17 protein-coding genes and 1 pseudogene are annotated in these 19,273 nt (G+C 42.2%); 14 read left to right on the top strand and 4 right to left on the bottom strand.

The features are described 5' to 3' along the window. Positions 1 to 225: pseudogene (locus BMZ06_RS02640) on the top strand (group II intron maturase-specific domain-containing protein); the annotation flags it as partial. Between the two features lie 165 nt (positions 226 to 390). On the opposite strand, the gene BMZ06_RS02645 reads toward BMZ06_RS02640, so the two are convergent. From BMZ06_RS02645 to plsY, 4 genes are all read right to left on the bottom strand, one after another. Next, entirely contained in the window at positions 391 to 678 is a 288-nt protein-coding gene (locus tag BMZ06_RS02645) for a HesB/YadR/YfhF family protein (protein ID WP_089749890.1), read from the bottom strand. Positions 679 to 777: 99 nt separating this feature from the next. Then, positions 778 to 1,014: a membrane protein insertion efficiency factor YidD gene (gene yidD, locus BMZ06_RS02650; RefSeq protein ID WP_089749892.1), complete on the bottom strand. Its 237-nt coding sequence runs from the start codon at positions 1,012 to 1,014 to the stop codon at positions 778 to 780. 11 nt (positions 1,015 to 1,025) lie between these two features. Further along, positions 1,026 to 1,958, bottom strand: a complete 933-nt coding sequence (folE2, locus tag BMZ06_RS02655; protein WP_089749894.1) for a GTP cyclohydrolase FolE2 — start codon at positions 1,956 to 1,958, stop codon at positions 1,026 to 1,028. A 189-nt stretch (positions 1,959 to 2,147) separates the two neighbouring features. Then, entirely contained in the window at positions 2,148 to 2,729 is a 582-nt protein-coding gene (gene plsY, locus BMZ06_RS02660; RefSeq protein WP_089749896.1) for a glycerol-3-phosphate 1-O-acyltransferase PlsY, read from the bottom strand. A 366-nt stretch (positions 2,730 to 3,095) separates the two neighbouring features. Here plsY and BMZ06_RS02665 point away from each other — a divergent pair, with 366 nt between their 5' ends. The 13 genes from BMZ06_RS02665 to BMZ06_RS02725 all read left to right on the top strand — a co-directional run bounded on the left by BMZ06_RS02665 (position 3,096) and on the right by BMZ06_RS02725 (position 19,240). Beyond that, the gene (locus tag BMZ06_RS02665; RefSeq protein ID WP_089749898.1) at positions 3,096 to 4,160 is read left to right on the top strand and encodes an ABC transporter ATP-binding protein; all 1,065 of its coding nucleotides are present in this window, start codon (positions 3,096 to 3,098) and stop codon (positions 4,158 to 4,160) included. After that, complete coding sequence (locus BMZ06_RS02670) at positions 4,157 to 5,683, top strand: ABC transporter permease/substrate-binding protein (RefSeq protein WP_089749900.1); 1,527 nt, start codon at positions 4,157 to 4,159, stop codon at positions 5,681 to 5,683. The genes BMZ06_RS02665 and BMZ06_RS02670 overlap by 4 nt, the downstream gene beginning before the upstream one ends. A 10-nt stretch (positions 5,684 to 5,693) precedes the next feature. Next, positions 5,694 to 6,107, top strand: coding sequence for a CoA-binding protein (locus tag BMZ06_RS02675; protein ID WP_089749902.1), 414 nt, complete (start codon positions 5,694 to 5,696; stop codon positions 6,105 to 6,107). A gap of 195 nt (positions 6,108 to 6,302) precedes the next feature. After that, positions 6,303 to 8,258: a DNA topoisomerase IV subunit B gene (parE, locus tag BMZ06_RS02680; protein WP_089749904.1), complete on the top strand. Its 1,956-nt coding sequence runs from the start codon at positions 6,303 to 6,305 to the stop codon at positions 8,256 to 8,258. Between the two features lie 15 nt (positions 8,259 to 8,273). Beyond that, positions 8,274 to 10,733, top strand: coding sequence for a DNA topoisomerase IV subunit A (gene parC, locus BMZ06_RS02685; RefSeq protein ID WP_089749905.1), 2,460 nt, complete (start codon positions 8,274 to 8,276; stop codon positions 10,731 to 10,733). A gap of 141 nt (positions 10,734 to 10,874) precedes the next feature. Continuing rightward, the gene (locus BMZ06_RS02690; RefSeq protein ID WP_089749907.1) at positions 10,875 to 11,507 is read left to right on the top strand and encodes a TetR/AcrR family transcriptional regulator; all 633 of its coding nucleotides are present in this window, start codon (positions 10,875 to 10,877) and stop codon (positions 11,505 to 11,507) included. 70 nt (positions 11,508 to 11,577) lie between these two features. Beyond that, positions 11,578 to 12,720, top strand: coding sequence for an acyl-CoA dehydrogenase (locus tag BMZ06_RS02695; protein WP_089749908.1), 1,143 nt, complete (start codon positions 11,578 to 11,580; stop codon positions 12,718 to 12,720). Positions 12,721 to 12,742: 22 nt separating this feature from the next. Next, positions 12,743 to 14,383 (top strand): AMP-binding protein, encoded by a 1,641-nt coding sequence (locus BMZ06_RS02700; RefSeq protein ID WP_089749910.1) that lies wholly within the window; start codon positions 12,743 to 12,745, stop codon positions 14,381 to 14,383. A 17-nt stretch (positions 14,384 to 14,400) separates the two neighbouring features. After that, complete coding sequence (locus BMZ06_RS02705; protein WP_089750233.1) at positions 14,401 to 15,756, top strand: acetyl-CoA carboxylase biotin carboxylase subunit; 1,356 nt, start codon at positions 14,401 to 14,403, stop codon at positions 15,754 to 15,756. A gap of 13 nt (positions 15,757 to 15,769) precedes the next feature. Then, entirely contained in the window at positions 15,770 to 15,982 is a 213-nt protein-coding gene (locus BMZ06_RS02710) for an acetyl-CoA carboxylase biotin carboxyl carrier protein subunit (RefSeq protein ID WP_014643402.1), read from the top strand. 14 nt (positions 15,983 to 15,996) lie between these two features. Further along, positions 15,997 to 16,899 (top strand): hydroxymethylglutaryl-CoA lyase, encoded by a 903-nt coding sequence (locus BMZ06_RS02715; protein ID WP_089749912.1) that lies wholly within the window; start codon positions 15,997 to 15,999, stop codon positions 16,897 to 16,899. A 16-nt stretch (positions 16,900 to 16,915) separates the two neighbouring features. Then, positions 16,916 to 17,698, top strand: a complete 783-nt coding sequence (locus BMZ06_RS02720; protein ID WP_089749913.1) for an enoyl-CoA hydratase — start codon at positions 16,916 to 16,918, stop codon at positions 17,696 to 17,698. Positions 17,699 to 17,710: 12 nt separating this feature from the next. Continuing rightward, a complete protein-coding gene (locus BMZ06_RS02725) occupies positions 17,711 to 19,240 on the top strand; it encodes an acyl-CoA carboxylase subunit beta (RefSeq protein WP_089749915.1) in 1,530 nt (509 codons plus the stop codon). Positions 19,241 to 19,273: the final 33 nt, after the last annotated feature.

A 19,273-nucleotide genomic window follows, 5' to 3' on the forward strand; every position in this document is an offset into this window, starting at 1 on the left:
GAATGGCTGAGGAGAAGGCTCCGGATGATTCGATGGAAAGAATGGAAATTGCCTAAGACAAAAGTGAATAATTTAATAGCATTGGGAGTGACAAAGGCGAAAGCCTTCGAATGGGGAAATACAAGAAAAGGCTACTGGCGTATAGCCAGTAGCCCAATTCTCCATCGCACACTCAATGACCACTATTGGCAACGTATGGGTTTGAAATCATTGAATGCACGTTGAATTTTATGAAACCGCCGTATACGGAACCGTACGTACGGTGGTGTGAGAGGACGGAGGTTAGTCACCTCCTCCTACTCGATTTAAAGAGACGTAAGCATGTCTCAATGAATTAAAAAACCAGAAACTCAGCTATTAAATAAGAGGAGTTTCTGGTTCGTTTGAATGCTATTGATATTGAAAATCTGGTTCTTCCCATTTAGAGCTGAACTCTACCTGGAGAGAATGACCTCCGAAGTACCATTCATCATCTTCTTCTATAAAATAAGTGATCTTTCCAACTTTTGTTTCCGCAACAGGTTCAGAGGGCTCTTCTATGCGAATCGCTAGAGAAAATCCTGGCTGAAGACCACCTGTTCCGCCATAACGGACATAAAATCGAAGGTTGGTATTGTCATCTACATCTAATTCTTCTTCATACCATTTGGCTGCTTCTTCTGTGACGGTAAGATCCATAATTTATTCAACTCCTTCTATTCTATGGTCATCTCCTATGTTGTATCCGTAAATGCGTAGGGATAAACCTAATAAAATAGAAAGACAACCCCAATGAAATTAGCGGTGGTTGTCTTTCTTGTTTTTATCAGGAACCGGATCAAAGCCACCTCTATGAAAAGGATGACATTTTAAGATCCGTTTAATGGTCAAATAAGACCCTTTTAAAAAACCAAACCGTTTAAAAGCTTCTAATCCATACTCCGAACAAGTAGGCTGAAATCGGCAGCTGGGAGGGAAGAAAGGACTGATTCCTTTACGGTAAAATTGTATAAGGCCTATCATGACATGCTTCATAGGATAAATCCTTATTCTGCTTCTTGTTTTTTATCATAGCTAAGAGTGGCCACCGCATCGTGCAGATGAATGGATTCTTCGTTTCGGCAAGTAACGGTAAAAGCTTCTACAAATTCATATTCGTATAAGTCGGCTGCAACCAGGCGTACGATATCTTCTACAAAGCGTGGGTTTTCATAAGCCTGCTCTGTTACCATTTTTTCATCCGGTCTTTTCAAAACTGGGTGAATGCGGGCACTCGCATTGCTTTCGGCCGCCTCAAGTAAAGCTGCTTTCCAGTCAATTTCCTGCTCGTCGAAATCATCCGTTAAGGTAACAGTCATAGACACGTTCCCTCGCTGATTATGGGCGCTGTATTCACTGATTTCTTTTGAACAAGGACAAAGGGTAGTAATTTTACCAGTTAACGTAACCGTAACATCATGCCCGGTTTCTTCCTTATATTCATCACGAATCGTAGCATCTGCGTAGTTCATACCAGCAAGATCTGAGTATGGCCCTTTTCTTTCAAAGAACCAGGGGAAATGTACTTCCACTTCAGCATCTTTTTGTTTTAAACGACCGGCCAGTTCCTCGGTAAAACCTTTTAAAGTTGCAATATCTATGGCAAATCCTTCATTGTGATATTTATCCAATTGTTCTGTAAAGCGGCTCATATTCGTACCTTTGCTTCCTTTCCTAATGGAGGAACCAAAGGAGAACGTGCCAATTGTTGTCTGAATTTCCGGCGTCAGTTTGCTCGGAATGCGAATAGGGTGCTTCACATTTGAAATTCCCACCATATCAATATCAAAAAGGAAATCTTTTTTTGAATTTTGTAAATCAGCCATTTTATCTTTATCCACCGGTTTTGTACGTGGACCTGGTTTCACAGATCCAAATAATTGGTGGCGTTCTTCTTTGGAAGGTAATTGCTTATTATGATTTAGTTCAGTTTTGTTCATAGTAAAAGACTCCTTTCAGGCCTTCATTTCTAGTCAAAGTATACAATATGTAAATCTATTTATACAATTTAATGCTTTTACTAATGTGTTGGTAAAAACAGGATAAAACCTCTCCCTATGGTTGTCTTACTATCGTTTCCACAAAAAAGGAGGTCTATGCTTTTTTGCACAGACCTCGTGAAAAGCAGGTTACATCCAAGTGATTTTTGGTTCAGTTTTGTTCATAATCCTTTTAATATTCGACCGATGACGGTAGATCACGAATAGCGTGAAAAGAGTAATTACAATGGTCAACCCAAAGTCCCGGGCAATAAGAGTAGCAATAATCCCAATGACACCACTGATCATAGAAGATAGAGATACATATTTACTAATGTATAAAGCCAGGAAGAAAGTGGCTAGTAGTAAAAAGAAAATGATAGGATTCACTCCCAATATAACGCCTCCGGAAGTCGCCACCGCTTTCCCGCCTTTAAACCCTGCAAAGATTGGATACATATGACCGATTACAGCGAAGATTCCAATGACGAGAGTGATGACGTCAGCTCCAAATAATAAAGGAAGAGCTGTGGCTAGAGTTCCCTTAAGGATATCCGCTGAAGTTACAATTAATCCTGCTTTAATACCTAATACACGAAAGGTATTGGTTCCGCCCAGATTACCACTCCCGTGCTCTCTGATATCAGTATCGTAGCCATATTTCCCTATTATCAGACCTGATGGAATGGACCCAAGCAAGTACGCGATAATAGCAAATAAAGCGTATTCCATGCCGCTCATCTCCTTCGTTGCTTTATTCTATTTTACCATGAGAGGTTTGAGGAAAGAACCCGGCCGCTTCATTGTAAAGGTTAAACTTATTGATTTGAGGGATAAACGGATTCAGAGTGCCTTTTTAATTTACTATCAATAGATTTAAACTTATGTACTAAATTTCAAAGCTGTAACAACTTCCTATTATACCAATTCAGCACCGTGTGACAAGAAATTTCTCGCAAAGTTTTAGTATGAAGAAGATATAAATAAGTGGTTCCTCGATGTGTTCTAAATGATTTCGAATCTTTGCAAAATGTTTGAAATTGTGGAATTGTGGAAATATAGTATTCATATTTTATTAGGATGAAGAGAGGGAAAACCATGATTACATTTAAAGACGTAACGAAGACGTATCCTGATGGGACCACGGCTCTTAAAGACATCGCCTTACATGTGAAGGACGGAGAGCTTTTAACTCTAATTGGTCCTAGTGGCTGCGGTAAGACGACAATGATGAAGATGATTAACCGATTGATCCATCCTACAGAAGGGTCAATAACTATACATAATAAAGATATTCGAGAATATAACATTCACGAGCTCCGCTGGAATATTGGTTATGTATTACAGGAAATTGCTTTGTTTCCTCATATGACAATAGAAGAAAACATATCTATTGTTCCTGAAATGAAGAAGTGGAAAAAGAAAGACCTTTCTAACCGTATTGATGAACTAATGCGTATGGTGGGGTTAGATGCTGAAAAGCACCGGAAGCGGAAACCAAGCGAATTATCGGGTGGTCAACAGCAGAGGGTAGGAGTTATAAGGGCTCTAGCCGCAGACCCGGATATTATACTAATGGATGAACCGTTTAGTGCCCTCGATCCCATCAGTCGTGAGCAGCTGCAGAAAGATATTAGACAGCTGCAACAGGAAATACAGAAAACCATTGTGTTTGTGACTCACGATATGGATGAAGCCATGGCTCTAGGGGACAGAGTTTGTGTCATGCAAGCTGGTGAAATCGTACAGCTCGACACTCCGCAGAACTTAATACTAAATCCAGCTAACGATTTTGTGAAAGACTTTATAGGAAGCCGAAAAACTCCATGGGAAACAGCGGTGGACGTCATTATGGACCGGACAAAAAATCAAATGTATCCGTTTGAAGAACTAGAGAAAGGAACGATCCCGATCAAAGGAACATTTGCGTTAAAAAATCCCGATGGAACGTATGCCACAGCCGTTCATGATGGGAAGCCTATGGATCTCCCGGCACTGGAAAATGGAATGACTTTAAAAGAAGCGACGGCAGTTTTTGAAAAAACAGATTATCCCATGCTGCCGGTAGTTAAACAGGAGCAGCTTCTTGGTACTCTCTCTTATAAAGACATCGTCTTTTACTTGAAAGAAAACCACCATGAAAAAGGGGTGGGGCAATTATGAATCAATTTAAAGAAGTTTTTATTCAACGACAGGATGTCTTACTCGAAAAGATTTGGGAACATTTACAAATTTCCATTATTGCTTTAGTCATTGCAACGCTCATTTCCGTACCTCTCGGGTTACTATTATCTCGAAAACACAAGGTTGCTGAGCCGGTTATTGGTGTAACCGCAATTTTACAAACAATCCCGAGTCTTGCGGTCTTAGCGTTTTTAATTCCTTTATTCGGTATTGGACAGACACCTGCTGTTATTGCTTTAACGGCTTATGGACTTCTGCCTATACTCAGAAACACATACACAGGAATTAAAGAAGTAGATCCTGCTCTAAAGGAAGCGGCTACGGGGATGGGAATGAATTCATTTCGCCGCTTATCCCGGGTAGAGTTACCGCTGGCCATGCCGGTCATCATGGCGGGAATTCGTACATCCATGGTCTTAATTGTAGGAACAACTACCATCGCTGCTTTAATTGGCGCTGGAGGGTTAGGTGATTTAATTCTTCTTGGACTTGACCGCGGGGGTGAGGTGAACCTAATCCTTCTTGGAGCTATTCCAGCCGCTCTATTAGCTATTATATTAGATGTGATCCTCCGACTGTTTGAGCGAACATCCGCTAAATCCGGATTCCGTTCTCTTGTAAGTCTTTTAGTTATTGCCGCATTAATTGCTGTGGGTCCATTAGCGTTTGGCGGCAAAGCAAAAAATGATCTCGTTCTTGGAGCAAAATTGGGCTCAGAACCTGCTATTTTGATCAATATGTATAAAATGCTTATTGAGGAAGAAACGGATCTTTCTGTAGGGTTGAAGCCAAACTTAGGGAAAACGGATCTTGTATTCAGTGCCTTGCAGGAGGGCAGTATAGACATATATCCTGAATTTACAGGGACGGCTATCGTATCCTTGCTTGATGAACAGGCGGATAGCAACGAGCCGCAGGAAGTTTATCAGCAGGCAAAAGAGGGCATGGCTGAAACGTATGATATGGCGTTCTTAGAGCCCATGAAATTTAATAATACGTATGCTGTGGCTACCACGCAAGAGCTTGCTGAAAGATACAACCTAGAAACCATTGGGGATTTAAATCAAGTAGAAGACCAATTCACCGCTGGTTTCACCCTTGAATTCAATGATCGTCAGGATGGGTATCAGGGAATGAAAAAAGTGTACGACCTTGATTTTAACGAAGTAAAAACGATGGACCCTGGCCTGCGTCAGGATGCTATTAAGACTGGACAAGTGGATGTTATCGATGCTTACGCAACTTCTGGTTATATGGTTGATTTAAACTTAAAAGTACTTGAAGATCCTGAAAACCTATTTCCTCCTTACCAGGGCGCCCCCCTTATGAGGCAGGAAACTTTAGATAGATATCCTGAAGTAAAAGATGCTCTTAATCAATTAGGAGGAAAAATAACCGGGGATAAAATGCGGCAAATGAACTATCAAGTGGATTATGAAGATCGCAGCCCTGAAGAAGTCGCACGTGAGTATTTAGTGAGCGAAGGCTTAATTGAAGAATAGGAGGTATAATATGACATTTAAAAATCCTTCACGCGAAAAAATTGCGGAAGTTTTAAAAAAATCAAAAACGATTGCGGTTGTCGGTTTATCAGACAAACCACACCGCACTTCTTACCAGATTAGTAAAGCTATGCAGGAAGCGGGCTACCGCATTATTCCGGTTAATCCGACCATCAATGAGGCATTAGGTAAAAAGGCTGTTGCTCGGTTAAGTGATATTACCGAACCTATTGATATTATAAACGTATTCAGGAGATCGGAATTTCTTCCTGACGTTGCGAAAGAGGCTTCTGCTATTCCTGCTCAAGCTTTTTGGGGTCAGCAGGGGGTTATTCACGAAGAAGCCTACGAAGAGTTAAAAGATAAAGATATGGCCGTGATCATGGACGTATGTATAAAAGTTGCCCACGCTGTTTATTTGTAAAAATAATATACTTTTTTTAAAAAAATCCCTGTTTGCACAGGGGTTTTTTCTTGTTGATATTAGAATAATGTTTGCGAAACCTTATAAAATCGCTACAATATAACAAGCAGCATTTTTTATTGAGCGTTTACACAAACGAACGTTTGTTCTATTATAGTAGTAGATGAAGTTGACGAGAAAGGAGCCGATGGTAAATTGGCGAAGCAGAATCAAACATACTCAGATGATTCCATACAAGTACTGGAAGGTTTGGAGGCAGTCCGAAAACGACCGGGGATGTATATAGGATCTACGGACCACCGTGGCCTCCATCACTTAGTACATGAAATCGTAGACAATGCCGTAGATGAAGCGTTAGCTGGACACGGAGATCAAATGACTGTGACTCTCCATAAAGACGGCAGTGTTTCGGTAGAGGACGAAGCACGAGGAATGCCGACTGGAATGCATCAGACAGGAAAGCCTACACCCGAAGTGATTTTGACTGTGCTTCACGCAGGAGGGAAGTTCGGACAGGGAGGCTATAAGTCAAGCGGAGGTCTCCATGGCGTCGGAGCTTCTGTAGTAAATGCCTTATCTGAATGGCTGGAAGTCTATATATGCAGGGATGGAGAAAAATACTATCAACGTTTTGAAAACGGAGGCCTTCCCGTGACTTCTCTGGAGCATAAAGGAGCGACTAGAAAATCCGGGACTACCATTCGTTTTAAACCGGATCCAGGAATATTTTCAGTGACGAAATTCAATTTCGAAACTTTATCGGAGCGTTTGAAGGAAGCTGCTTTTCTGTTGAAAGGGTTCCGGATCAATCTAATTGATGAACGCAGTGAAAAGGTTAAAGAGGTTTACCAGTATAATGATGGTATTGAATCCTTCGTTTCTTACCTCAATGAAGAGAAAGACACTCTTCACCCCGTAGTATCCTTCGAGGGAAGCTATAAAGACATCGAAGCTGATTTCGCATTCCAATTCAATGATGGTTTCGCAGAGAATATCCTTTCCTTTGTTAATAATGTCCGTACAAAAGATGGAGGTACGCACGAATCAGGTGCTAAAACGGCGATTACAAGAATTTTTAATGATTACGCCCGTCGTGCTCAATTAATTAAGGAAAAAGATAAAAACCTGGAAGGAAACGATATTCGTGAAGGATTCACCGCAGTGATCTCTGTTCGAATCCCTGAGGAATTTCTTCAGTTTGAAGGCCAGACCAAAAGTAAATTAGGAACTTCAGAAGCACGCTCAGCGGTGGACGCTGTAGTGGCTGAACAGTTATCTTATTTTCTTGAAGAAAATCCTGATGTAGCTTCTATGCTGATTAAGAAAGCTGTAAAAGCGAAGGAAGCAAGAGAAGCTGCGCGTAAAGCTCGTGAAGACGCACGATCCGGAAAAAAGAAAAAAAGAAAAGATACTTTGCTCAGTGGGAAGTTAACACCTGCTCAGTCCAGAAATCCTCAAAAAAATGAACTTTACCTTGTAGAGGGTGATTCTGCAGGAGGTTCTGCTAAGCAGGGACGTGACCGTAAATTCCAAGCGGTTCTCCCTTTAAGAGGAAAAGTTATCAATACTGAAAAAGCGAAGATAGCTGATATCTTTAAAAATGAGGAGATTTCCACCATTATTCATACCATCGGTGCAGGTGTTGGCGGAGATTTCACCCTGGAAGACTGTAATTACGATAAAATTGTCATTATGACGGATGCGGATACGGATGGAGCCCACATTCAAGTTTTACTGCTGACATTCTTTTACCGTTATATGAGACAGCTTGTCGAATCAGGGAAAATTTTCATCGCTCTTCCACCGCTTTATAAGGTTTCTAAGGGCAAAGGCAAGAAAGAACAAACCGAATACGCCTGGGATGAAGAAGGAATGCATAAGCTTCTTAAAGAGTTCAAGAGCGGCTATACCATTCAGCGTTATAAAGGTCTTGGGGAAATGAACGCTGATCAGTTGTGGGAAACAACGATGAATCCGGAATCCAGAACTTTGATCAGGGTAACGATAGATGATCTGGCACGCGCAGAGAGGCGTGTAACCACATTGATGGGCGATAAAGTAGAACCTCGCCGCAAATGGATTGAATCCCATGTCGCTTTCGGTATGGAAGACGAAGCTAATATTTTGGAAAACGACAAAATTCAAACATAAAAGGGGGATATTCTGTTGGCAGAGGCAGAGAAGTATTTAGATTTACCATTGGAAGAAGTTCTTGGAGATCGTTTTGGACGGTACAGTAAATATATTATTCAAGAACGTGCTCTTCCCGATGCGAGGGACGGTTTAAAACCCGTGCAGCGTCGTATCTTATATGCAATGCATCAGGAAAGAAATACACATGATAAGGCATACAGGAAGTCGGCTAAAACAGTCGGTACTGTAATTGGTAATTATCATCCACACGGAGACTCTTCCGTATATGAAGCGATGGTACGTTTAAGCCAAACATGGAAATTACGGAAACCTCTCGTGGAAATGCACGGAAATAATGGAAGTGTGGACGGGGATCCGCCAGCCGCCATGCGTTACACCGAAGCGAGACTTTCCGCTATTTCATCAGAACTGCTGCGGGATATTGAAAAAGAAACGGTAGAATTTATCCCAAACTTTGATGATACGATAGAAGAACCAACCGTTCTTCCCGCTAAATTTCCTAATCTTCTTGTGAACGGTTCTACAGGTATTTCGGCTGGTTATGCCACCGAAATTCCACCCCACAACCTTGGCGAGGTTATAGATGCGGTTATTATGAAGATTGATAAACCGAGTGCAGGGGTACCCGAACTAATGACCAAGATGAAAGGTCCCGATTTTCCAACTGGCGGTACGATTCAGGGTGTGGAAGGCATTCAGAAAGCGTATGAGAACGGGAAAGGAAAAATCGTACTTAGAGGACGAGCAGAAATACAGGAAGTCCGCGGCGGACGAGAGCAGATTGTCATCGACGAAATTCCTTTTGAAGTTAATAAAGCTACTATGGTTAAGCGGATGGATGAATTGCGAATTGATCGTAAGGTGGAAGGGATTTCTGAAGTACGTGACGAAACAGATCGTACAGGTCTCAGGGTCGTTATTGAGCTTAAAAAAGATGCCAATAGTGAAGGTGTGCTTAACTATCTTTATAAGCATACAGATCTTCAAATATCGTACAGTTTTAATATGGTAGCTATCCATGATCGGACCCCTACACTTCTTAGTCTGCCAACGATGCTGGATGCGTATATATCCCACCAGAAGGAAGTTGTCACTCGTCAATCCGTCTATGACCTGAACAAGGCTAAAAGACGAGCGCACATTTTGGAGGGTCTGATTAAAGCCATTTCGATTCTAGATGAAGTTATAGCGACGATCCGTGGCTCTAAGGACAAGCAGGATGCCAAGCAGCAATTAATGAATCAGTATTCGTTTACAGAAGCTCAAGCAGAGGCCATCGTCACGCTTCAGCTTTATCGTTTAACGAATACGGATATTACGGCTCTTGAAGCGGAGGCGGACGAGCTGCGCAAACGAATATCTTATTTAGAGCAACTACTTGCCAGTGAACATGAGCTAATGAAAGTTATCAAGTCCGACCTCAGGAGCATGAAAAAACAATACAGCGAGGACCGGAGAACCAATATAGAAAATGAAGTGCAAGAGCTTAAAGTTGATCTTGAAGTAACGGTAGCCAGCGAAGACGTACTTGTTTCTGTTACAAAAGACGGATATCTTAAGCGTACAAGCCTTCGGTCATACGCAGCCTCCAACGGAGCAGATTTCGCTTTAAAAGATGGCGACCATCTCTTAAGGCTACTTGAAATTAATACAACGGATACTATTTTGTTGTTTACGAATCTCGGTAAATACCTGTTCCTGCCTGTTCATAAACTTCCAGACATCAGGTGGAAGGATTTAGGGCAGTATATTTCGAATATTGTCCAGGTGGAGAAAGATGAGTATATCGTGGAAGCTATCCCGGTCCGCGAGTTCAAGGAAGACCAGTATTTACTTTTCTTCACTAAAAACGGGATGGTAAAGAAAAGTGAATTGAAGCTGTACCAGGCTCAGCGACATTCCAAGGCTCTCGTAGCTATTAATTTAAAAGATAATGATGAAGTTGTGGATGTCCACGTGACAGATGGTCATTCCGAAATCTTTATTGCTAGTAACAAGGCTTATGGTCTATGGTATTCCGAGGAGGAAGTTAATGCTGTGGGTCAGCGTGCTGCCGGGGTGAAAGCTATTCATTTAAAAGAAGAAGAAGAGGTCATTTCAGGGCAGATCTTCAGAAAAGATGAAGACCCTTCCGTATTTCTTTCTACACATCGTGCTGCAGTTAAACGTATGCGCTTGAAAGAATTTGAAAAAGCTTCTCGTGCTAAACGGGGGGTTATTATGCTCCGTGAATTAAAAAACAATCCTCACCGCCTGATTGATGTTCATCTAGTCCATCGAGATGATCAGGTGATATTGAAAACGGAAAAAGAGAAATCGATTACGCTGAACGTAATGGACTTCAAAGCTAATGACCGGTACAGTAACGGCTCTTACGTTATGGATACAGACCAGAATGGTAAAATATCCGAAGCGTGGGTTAAACCTGTTTATGAAAATCCGTTTCAATCCGAGAACCCAGATAGTGATTAATTAATCAGAAGACAGTCTCTTTGGAGGCTGTCTTTTACTATATTTCAAAAGTTATTTACTTCCAATATTTCCTTAGATTCGTTTGTATTTTCAAAAAGTTATGCTAAAATGAATATAAGTTCAGCGGATTGGGGATGGTGTATGAGAGATTTAAAAGAAGACATAATTCAAACCTCGCTTGAATTATTCGATCGCTATGGTTTTCACGGTGTGAGTGTCAATCAAATTGTAGAATTATCCCGTACGTCTAAAGGCGGTTTTTACCATCACTTCAGCTCCAAAGACGAACTCCTTTTCGTCATTCACGATACCTTTATTACATATGTATTGAAAGAAGCTCAATCAGCCAATGTGATTCACTCATCTCCTGTCAAAAAGATTCAAGCTATCATTCATGCGTTTGTTCAAGTTTTTGATCTATACAAACCTCATATTTCTGTGTTCTATCAGGAGAGCAATTATCTTAAACCTGAATACGAACGACAGATTAAGCAAAAACGTGATGAATTTAAAAAAATGGTTTTTCAAGTCATCGAAGAAGGACAGGAGTCGGGACATTTTCGCAAAGAACTGCCAGTGTCTATTACAGGTATGGCGATACTGGGAATGGTGAACTGGATTTATAAGTGGTATAAACGGGATGGTCCACATTCGATCCATGAGATTTCAGATGTTTTCACGGATCTGATTTTACACTTTTTACTGCCTGGGAAAGAAGACACGGATTACTTGAATCGACTGCTCCACGTTCCTTTTTTTTATGAAAATAAGTAAACGCTTTCATTTATTTTTTTGATTACGTACCGACCAACCAGTCGGTCTTAATTCTCTAAGGAGGAATCATATGAATTTTGAGTTGACGAAAGAACAGGAAATGACTAGAAAAATGGTTCGTGATTTTGCTGAGGAGGTTATTCATCCGCGTGCGGTAGATATTGATACAAAAGCGGAATTTCCAGAAGATATTTTTAAGGAGATGGGGAAACTGGGGCTGCTTGGTATTCCATTTCCAGAAGAATATGGAGGATCCGGTGGGGACACGGTTACTTATGCTTTGGCTGTCGAAGAAATTGGTCGTGTCTGCGGTTCTACAGGACTTAGTTATGCAGCGGCTGTTTCTCTAGGAGCGAGCCCCATTTATTATTTCGGTACAGAAGAACAAAAACAGGAATTCTTAACTCCACTGGCTAAGGGAGAAGCACTTGCTTCTTTTGGACTAACAGAACCGAATGCTGGTTCTGATGCAGGGGGAACGAAAACACGAGCTGAACTTAAAGGAGATCATTACGTCATAAACGGAGAAAAGTGTTGGATTACGAATGCGGAGTATGCTCGGTCTATTACCGTTACAGCGGTTTCCGGAAAACGGGAAGATGGTAAAAATATTATTTCGGCTTTTATCATCCCTAAAGATACTCCAGGCATGAAAATCAGCAGTCCTTATGAAAAGATGGGCGTCCGTGGATCCAACACTTCAGAAATCATCCTGGAAGATGTGAAAGTGCCTAAGGAAAATCTGCTTGGAGATCCTGATAAAGGTTTTAAGCAGTTCCTTTACACGCTTGATGGAGGGAGGATTTCTATTGCTGCTCTTGCCGTCGGTATTGCGCAAGCATCCTTGGATCGTGCTCTTGCTTACGCAAAAGAAAGAAAACAATTTGGCCAGCCAATCTCCAGTTTTCAAGCCATTCAGTTTAAATTAGCAGATATGGCGATGGAAGTAGAACTTGCACGTAATATGGTACTAAAATCTGCCTGGTTAAAAGATCAAGGGAAGAACTTCACGAAAGAATCAGCGTATGCCAAGCTGTTCGCTTCTGAAACCGCTTTCCGATCATCCAATCAAGCTATTCAAATACACGGGGGATACGGATATATGAGGGAATATGAAGTAGAGCGTTTTCTACGGGATGCTAAACTGCTTGAAATTGGAGAGGGAACGTCTGAAATTCAACGTTTGGTTATCGCCCGTCAGTTAGGCTGCTAATAAATAAAGAGGAGGAATGTATATGTCCCTTTTAGAAACGACCGTAGGAGAACTTTTAGAGGAACAGGCTCGTCAGTATCCCGATCAGGAAGCTTTCGTCTATCCTGAGAAGAAGCTTCGAAAAACCTATAAGGAATTTAACGACATGGCTGATGAAACAGCTAAAGGACTCATGGCGTTAGGGGTTGAAAAGGGAGAGCACGTAGCCATATGGTCTGATAATAAGCCGGAATGGCTTCTTTCCCAATTTGCCACAGGAAAAATGGGCGGGGTACTTGTAACCGTGAATACGAATTACAGAGCACAGGAACTCGAATACCTTCTAAAACAATCGGATGCGACCACTTTAATACTAGCGGAAGATTTTAGAGGCACATCTTATATTGATATTTTGAAAGAGATCTGCCCGGAGCTTTCTTCATCATTGAAAGGAGATCTTCAGAGTGAGCGGCTCCCTCATTTAAAAAATATCATTACGTTAAGTGACAAAGAGCATCCAGGGTGTTACACGTGGGAAGATCTGGTCGGAATGGGCCGGTCTACAAGTGATGAAAGATTAGCAGAGCGTAAAAGCTCCCTCTCTTATAAAGATGTGATCAACATGCAATACACGTCAGGAACCACAGGTTTTCCTAAAGGTGTGATGCTGAGCCATTATAATATCGTCAACAATGGGAATCAGGTTGCGGACTGCATGAGACTTACCAATGAAGATCGTTTATGCATTCCTGTTCCCTTTTTCCATTGCTTCGGCTGTGTATTGGGAACGCTTGCTGCTGTATCTAAAGGAGCCACTATGGTTATTCTTGAGCAATTCGAACCCTTACAGGTATTAAAAGCGGTAAAAGAAGAAGCTTGTACAGCGCTTCACGGAGTGCCTACGATGTTCATTGCAGAACTCAATCATCCTGAATTTAATGACTGGAAGCCTACCACTCTTCGTACAGGAATTATGGCGGGATCTACCTGTCCAATGGAAGTCATGAAAAGTGTCATCGAGGATATGGGGGCAGAGGAGATTACCATTGCCTATGGTCAGACGGAATCCTCTCCAGTTATTACACAAACCAAGGCGGATGACCCGATTGAACTTCGCGTTTCCAGTGTCGGACAGGCGCATCCTAACGTAGAAGTCAAAATCATTGATCCGGCTCTTGGAGATGAAGCAGAAGCGGGGATTCCTGGAGAACTCTGTACAAGGGGATATCTCGTTATGGAGGGCTACTATAAGAACCAGGAAGCTATCGAGTCGGCCATCGATTCTGAAGGATGGCTTCATACGGGTGATATCGCCGTGATCGATGAGGATGGGTATATTGAAATTACCGGCCGGATGAAAGACATGATCATTCGAGGTGGTGAAAACGTATATCCAAGGGAAATTGAAGAGTTCTTATATCAGCATCCAGATGTGCTGGATGTTCAAGTGGTCGGTGTTCCCGATCAGAAATATGGTGAAGAAATTATGGCCTGGATCATTCCTAAGGAAGGAAAGTCAATCGAAGAAAACGATATCCGCGAATTTTGCGAGGGTCAAATTTCCAAGCATAAAATTCCAAGATACATCATGTTTACAGATGAGTATCCGATGACAGCGAGCGGGAAAATTCAAAAGTTTAAACTGAGGGAAGATGCGCTGGACATGATGGATTTGAAATCGTAAAAAAGGGGTGGAGAATGGTGTTTACGAAAATACTTATTGCCAATCGAGGAGAAATAGCAGCTCGTGTCATACGTACGTGCAAACAGATGAATATTAGTACCGTGGCCGTCTATTCAGAGGCAGACCAGGAGGCCCCTTATGTAAAAGAAGCGGATGAAAGTTATCTAATAGGTAAACCAAGGGTCAACGAATCATATTTAAACATCGATAAGATTTTGAAAGTGGCCAAGGAATCCGGTGCACAGGCCATTCATCCCGGCTACGGGCTTCTTAGTGAAAGTGCTGAGTTTGCTGAAAAAGTAACCCGGGCCGGGCTTGTATTTATAGGACCAAGACCAGAAGTCATTGCTAAGATGGGGGACAAAATTGCGGCTCGTCATGAGATGAGTCAGGCTGGTGTGCCGATCGTACCCGGGACAGATGAAGCGGTAGCATCAGCGGAAGCTGCCTTATCTATCGCTCAGTCATTTGGTTATCCCGTCATGCTAAAAGCGGCAGCAGGTGGAGGCGGCATTGGCATGCAGGCGGTCTATTCGGATGAAGAGCTTGAAAAAGCTTTTGAGGGGAATTCCAAGCGTGCCCAGACGTTTTTCGGCGATGGGAAAATGTTTATGGAAAAATTAATTGAAAATCCTAGACACATCGAAATGCAAGTGCTTGCTGACCATCATGGCCATGCTGTGCATTTATTTGAAAGGGAATGCTCGATTCAAAGACGTCACCAAAAAGTTGTGGAAGAAGCTCCCTCCCCAGTGCTTTCAGAGGAAACACGACGTCAAATGGGAGAAAGTGCATTAAAAGCTGTAGAAAGACTTGGTTATTCCAATGCAGGAACCATTGAATTTTTGGTAGACGAGCAGGAAAACTATTATTTTCTTGAAATGAATACCCGTCTTCAAGTGGAGCACCCAGTAACAGAAGAAATTACAGGTGTAGATCTGGTGGAGCAGCAGTTAAGAGTCGCTTCGAATGAGGTTCTTTCTCTTAAACAGGAAGATCTTTCGATTCAAGGTCATGCGATTGAAGTTCGTATTTATGCGGAGGATCCGAATACCTTTTACCCTTCTCCGGGCCAGCTTACAAAACTGGAATTACCAGAAGGTGAAAACATCCGCCATGAACTGGCTGTAAACGGGAGTTCGAAGGTTACCCCGTTTTACGACCCTATGATTGCGAAGTTGGTGGTACATGGCGAGACAAGAGAGCAGGCGATTGATCTGATGGCAAAGGCTCTCCATAAATATGAAATTGAAGGAATTAAATCGAACTTAACCATGTTAAAACGAATTATTACTCACGACCAATTTAAAAAAGGAAATACAAAAACAACCTTTATCCGGGATTATTACTTACCTACGTTAACCAACCAATAAGGAGAGATGAATTATGAATGAAGTAAAAGCATCAATGGCAGGAAGTGTATGGAAATTAGTCGTTCAGCAGGGCGAAGAAGTCAGTGAAGGGCAGGACATTGCTATCTTAGAATCTATGAAAATGGAAATACCCATCCCTTCTGAAGCTTCAGGAAGTGTAAAAGAACTAAAGGTCAGTGAAGGTGATTTCGTAAATGAAGGCGACGTTATTGCCATTATTGAATAACAGGAGCGGATATTATGCTGGAGTTACCAGAAGAAGTGACGATCAAAGAGGTCGGACCCCGGGATGGACTACAGAATGAGTCCAGGGAAGTTCCGACAGAAGATAAAATTTCCTGGATAAATCAATTGTCAGAAGCCGGTTATTCCTACATTGAATTCAGTTCTTTCGTCCATCCGAAATGGATTCCCCAGTTAAAGGATGCGAAACAAGTAGCTTCATCTATTGAGAGAAAACCTGGTATAACATACGCAGCCCTGGTACCCAATATGAAAGGGCTTGAAGCGGCGCTGGAAACAGACGTAGATGAAGTATCTGTGTTCATGTCAGCCAGTGAAAGTCATAATAAAAAAAATATAAACAAGTCGATTGAAGAAACCTATCCTGTCCTGCGGGAAGTCGTTCAGGAAGCAAAGGGTGCGGGGAAAACGGTCCGCGGGTATTTATCGACCGTCTTTGGCTGTCCTTATGAAGGAAATATTCCGATTGAACAGGTCATAGACGTGAGCAAGCATATGCTTGATATGGGCATAGATGAGCTTTCTTTAGGGGATACCATCGGGGTTGCAAATCCTAAACAGGTGGACAAGTCCTTACATGAAATTCAGAAGCAGTTACCCTTCAAGGATATAGCTATGCATTTTCATAATACGAGAGGAATGGCGCTCGCGAATGTGCTTGTGTCGTTAAATCATGGGATTACCACGTTTGACAGTTCTCTCGGTGGACTTGGAGGCTGTCCTTATGCAAAGGGTGCTTCAGGCAATCTTGCTACCGAGGACCTCGTTCATATGCTGCACCAGATGGAGGTATCGACGGGAATAGATGAACAGAAACTCAGACAGGCCGCTTCATTTATTCAAGATACTTTAAATAAACCGCTAGCCAGTCACGTGATGCAAATAGAAAGATCCAGGTAAGAAAGGAGGCTGTGAGATGAGCGAACTTGTTACGTTAAAAGAGGTAAATGAGCACGTCTTATTACTAACTTTAAATCGTCCAGAAGCGGCAAATGCTCTTTCCAGGGAATTATTGGATCAGTTAGCAGCTCGAGCAAAAGAAGTGAATCAGCGGGACGACGTGCGGGCAGTATTAATTACTGGAAGCGGAACGAAAGTGTTTTGCGCTGGAGCTGACTTAAAGGAACGCGCGGATATGTCCGAGCAGGAAGTTATCCAAACGGTTGAGAAAATCGGTGATACCATCCAATTGATTGAACGAATCTCCGTGCCTACCATCGCCGTGATTAATGGGGTCGCTTTTGGAGGAGGGCTTGAACTTGCTTTAGCTTGTGATTTGCGCATTATGAGTAATTCAGCAAGAGTGGGGCTCACTGAAACCTCTCTTGGAATTATACCTGGAGCGGGAGGAACCCAGCGACTCAGCCGGTTAATTGGACTTGGAAAAGCGAAAGCAATGATTTACACGGCACGCCCCATTGAAGCTCAGAGGGCTCATGCGATCGGACTTGCGGAATATGTGTATGAGCCGCAATTACTGTTAGAAGAAGCAAAGGATATTGCGTTCTCCATTGCACGCAATGCGCCTATTGCGCTTAGACAGGCTAAAAAAGCTATCCATGACGGATATGATAAGGAATTATCTGCAGGGCTTCAAATTGAAAAGGAGTGCTATCAAAAGACGATTGACACGGAAGACCGTCTGGAAGGCCTGAAAGCATTCAAAGAGAAAAGGAAACCAGATTATAAAGGAAAGTAAGGAGGGGAAAAGATGGCGAAGAATCAGACGTTAGAAGAAAAAAGAAAGCATATTTCCTCGGGTGGAGCAGAAAAGTATCATGCTAAAAATGCAGAAAAAGGAAAAATGTTTGTACGAGAGCGTCTTCAATTATTGTTCGACGATGATTTAAATATTGAAGATGCCTTTTTTGCCAACAACCAGGATGATAAACTTCCAGCAGATGGAGTGGTCACAGGTATAGGGAAAATCAATGGAGAACAGGTTTGTGTTATGGCCAATGATTCTACTGTTAAAGCAGGATCATGGGGAGCACGCACTGTTGAAAAAATCATTCGAATACAGGAAACAGCTATGAAACTGCAGCTTCCGATGCTTTACCTCGTAGATTCCGCCGGTGCAAGAATCACCGATCAAGTAGAGATGTTTCCCAATCGAAGGGGAGCCGGCCGTATATTTCATAACCAGATAAAGTTATCCGGACGGGTTCCACAAGTCTGTTTGTTATTTGGACCCTCTGCCGCTGGAGGAGCTTACATACCTGCTTTTTGCGACATTGTAGTCATGGTTGACGGGAATGCATCGATGTACTTGGGATCTCCTAGAATGGCGGAGAAAGTGATTGGAGAAAAAGTTTCCCTTGAAGAGATGGGAGGCGCAAAAATGCATTGCTCCGTTTCGGGATGTGGGGACGTACTTGCTAAGGATGAGCAGGAAGCTATATCATTCGCACGGAAATACATGAGCTATTTTCCGGCGAATTATCGAAAAGCTCCGGCTCAAAAAGAAAGTATTGACCCTGTAGCATTCGAAAAGTCCATAGAAGAATTGATTCCAGAAAATCAGAATGCCCCTTTTGATATGTACCAGTTAATTGACCGTATTATCGACGAAGATTCTTTTTGCGAAATTAAAAAGAAATTCGCTCCGGAACTTATTACCGGTTTATCGAGAATAGATGGTCGCGTGGTCGGTATCATTGCTAATCAGCCTAGAGCGAAGGGCGGGGTGCTGTTTCCGGACTCAGCCGATAAATCCGCTAAATTTATACAGCTTTGTGATGCCTTTAATATCCCTTTATTATTCCTGGTAGATATTCCTGGATTCATGATTGGAACGAAGGTGGAGCGTGCAGGTATTATTCGCCACGGAGCCAAAATGTTATCAACTATGAGTGAAGCGACCGTTCCTAAGATCTCCGTTATTGTAAGAAAAGCTTACGGAGCTGGGCTTTACGCTATGGCAGGACCTGCCTTTGAGCCGGATGCATGTATAGCTCTTCCGACAGCTCAAATTGCTGTTATGGGTCCTGAAGCGGCTGTGAACGCGGTATATGCAAATAAAATAGCTGAACTTCCTGAAGAAGAAAGACCTGCGTTTATTAAAGAGAAACACGAAGAATACAAAGAAAATATCGATATTTATCGCTTAGCATCTGAGCTGGTGATCGATGATATTATCCAGCCTGACCGGCTGCGAGAAGAACTTTCCACTCGATACGAAGCTTATCAAAATAAAGATGTTACCTTTACGGAAAGAAAACACGGGGTCTATCCTGTATAAAAAAACATCTCCTGATCTACTTGATCAGGAGAT

The sequence above is a fragment of the Halobacillus alkaliphilus genome, from assembly GCF_900113125.1.
Taxonomy (GTDB): Bacteria; Bacillota; Bacilli; order Bacillales; family Halobacillaceae; genus Halobacillus; species Halobacillus alkaliphilus.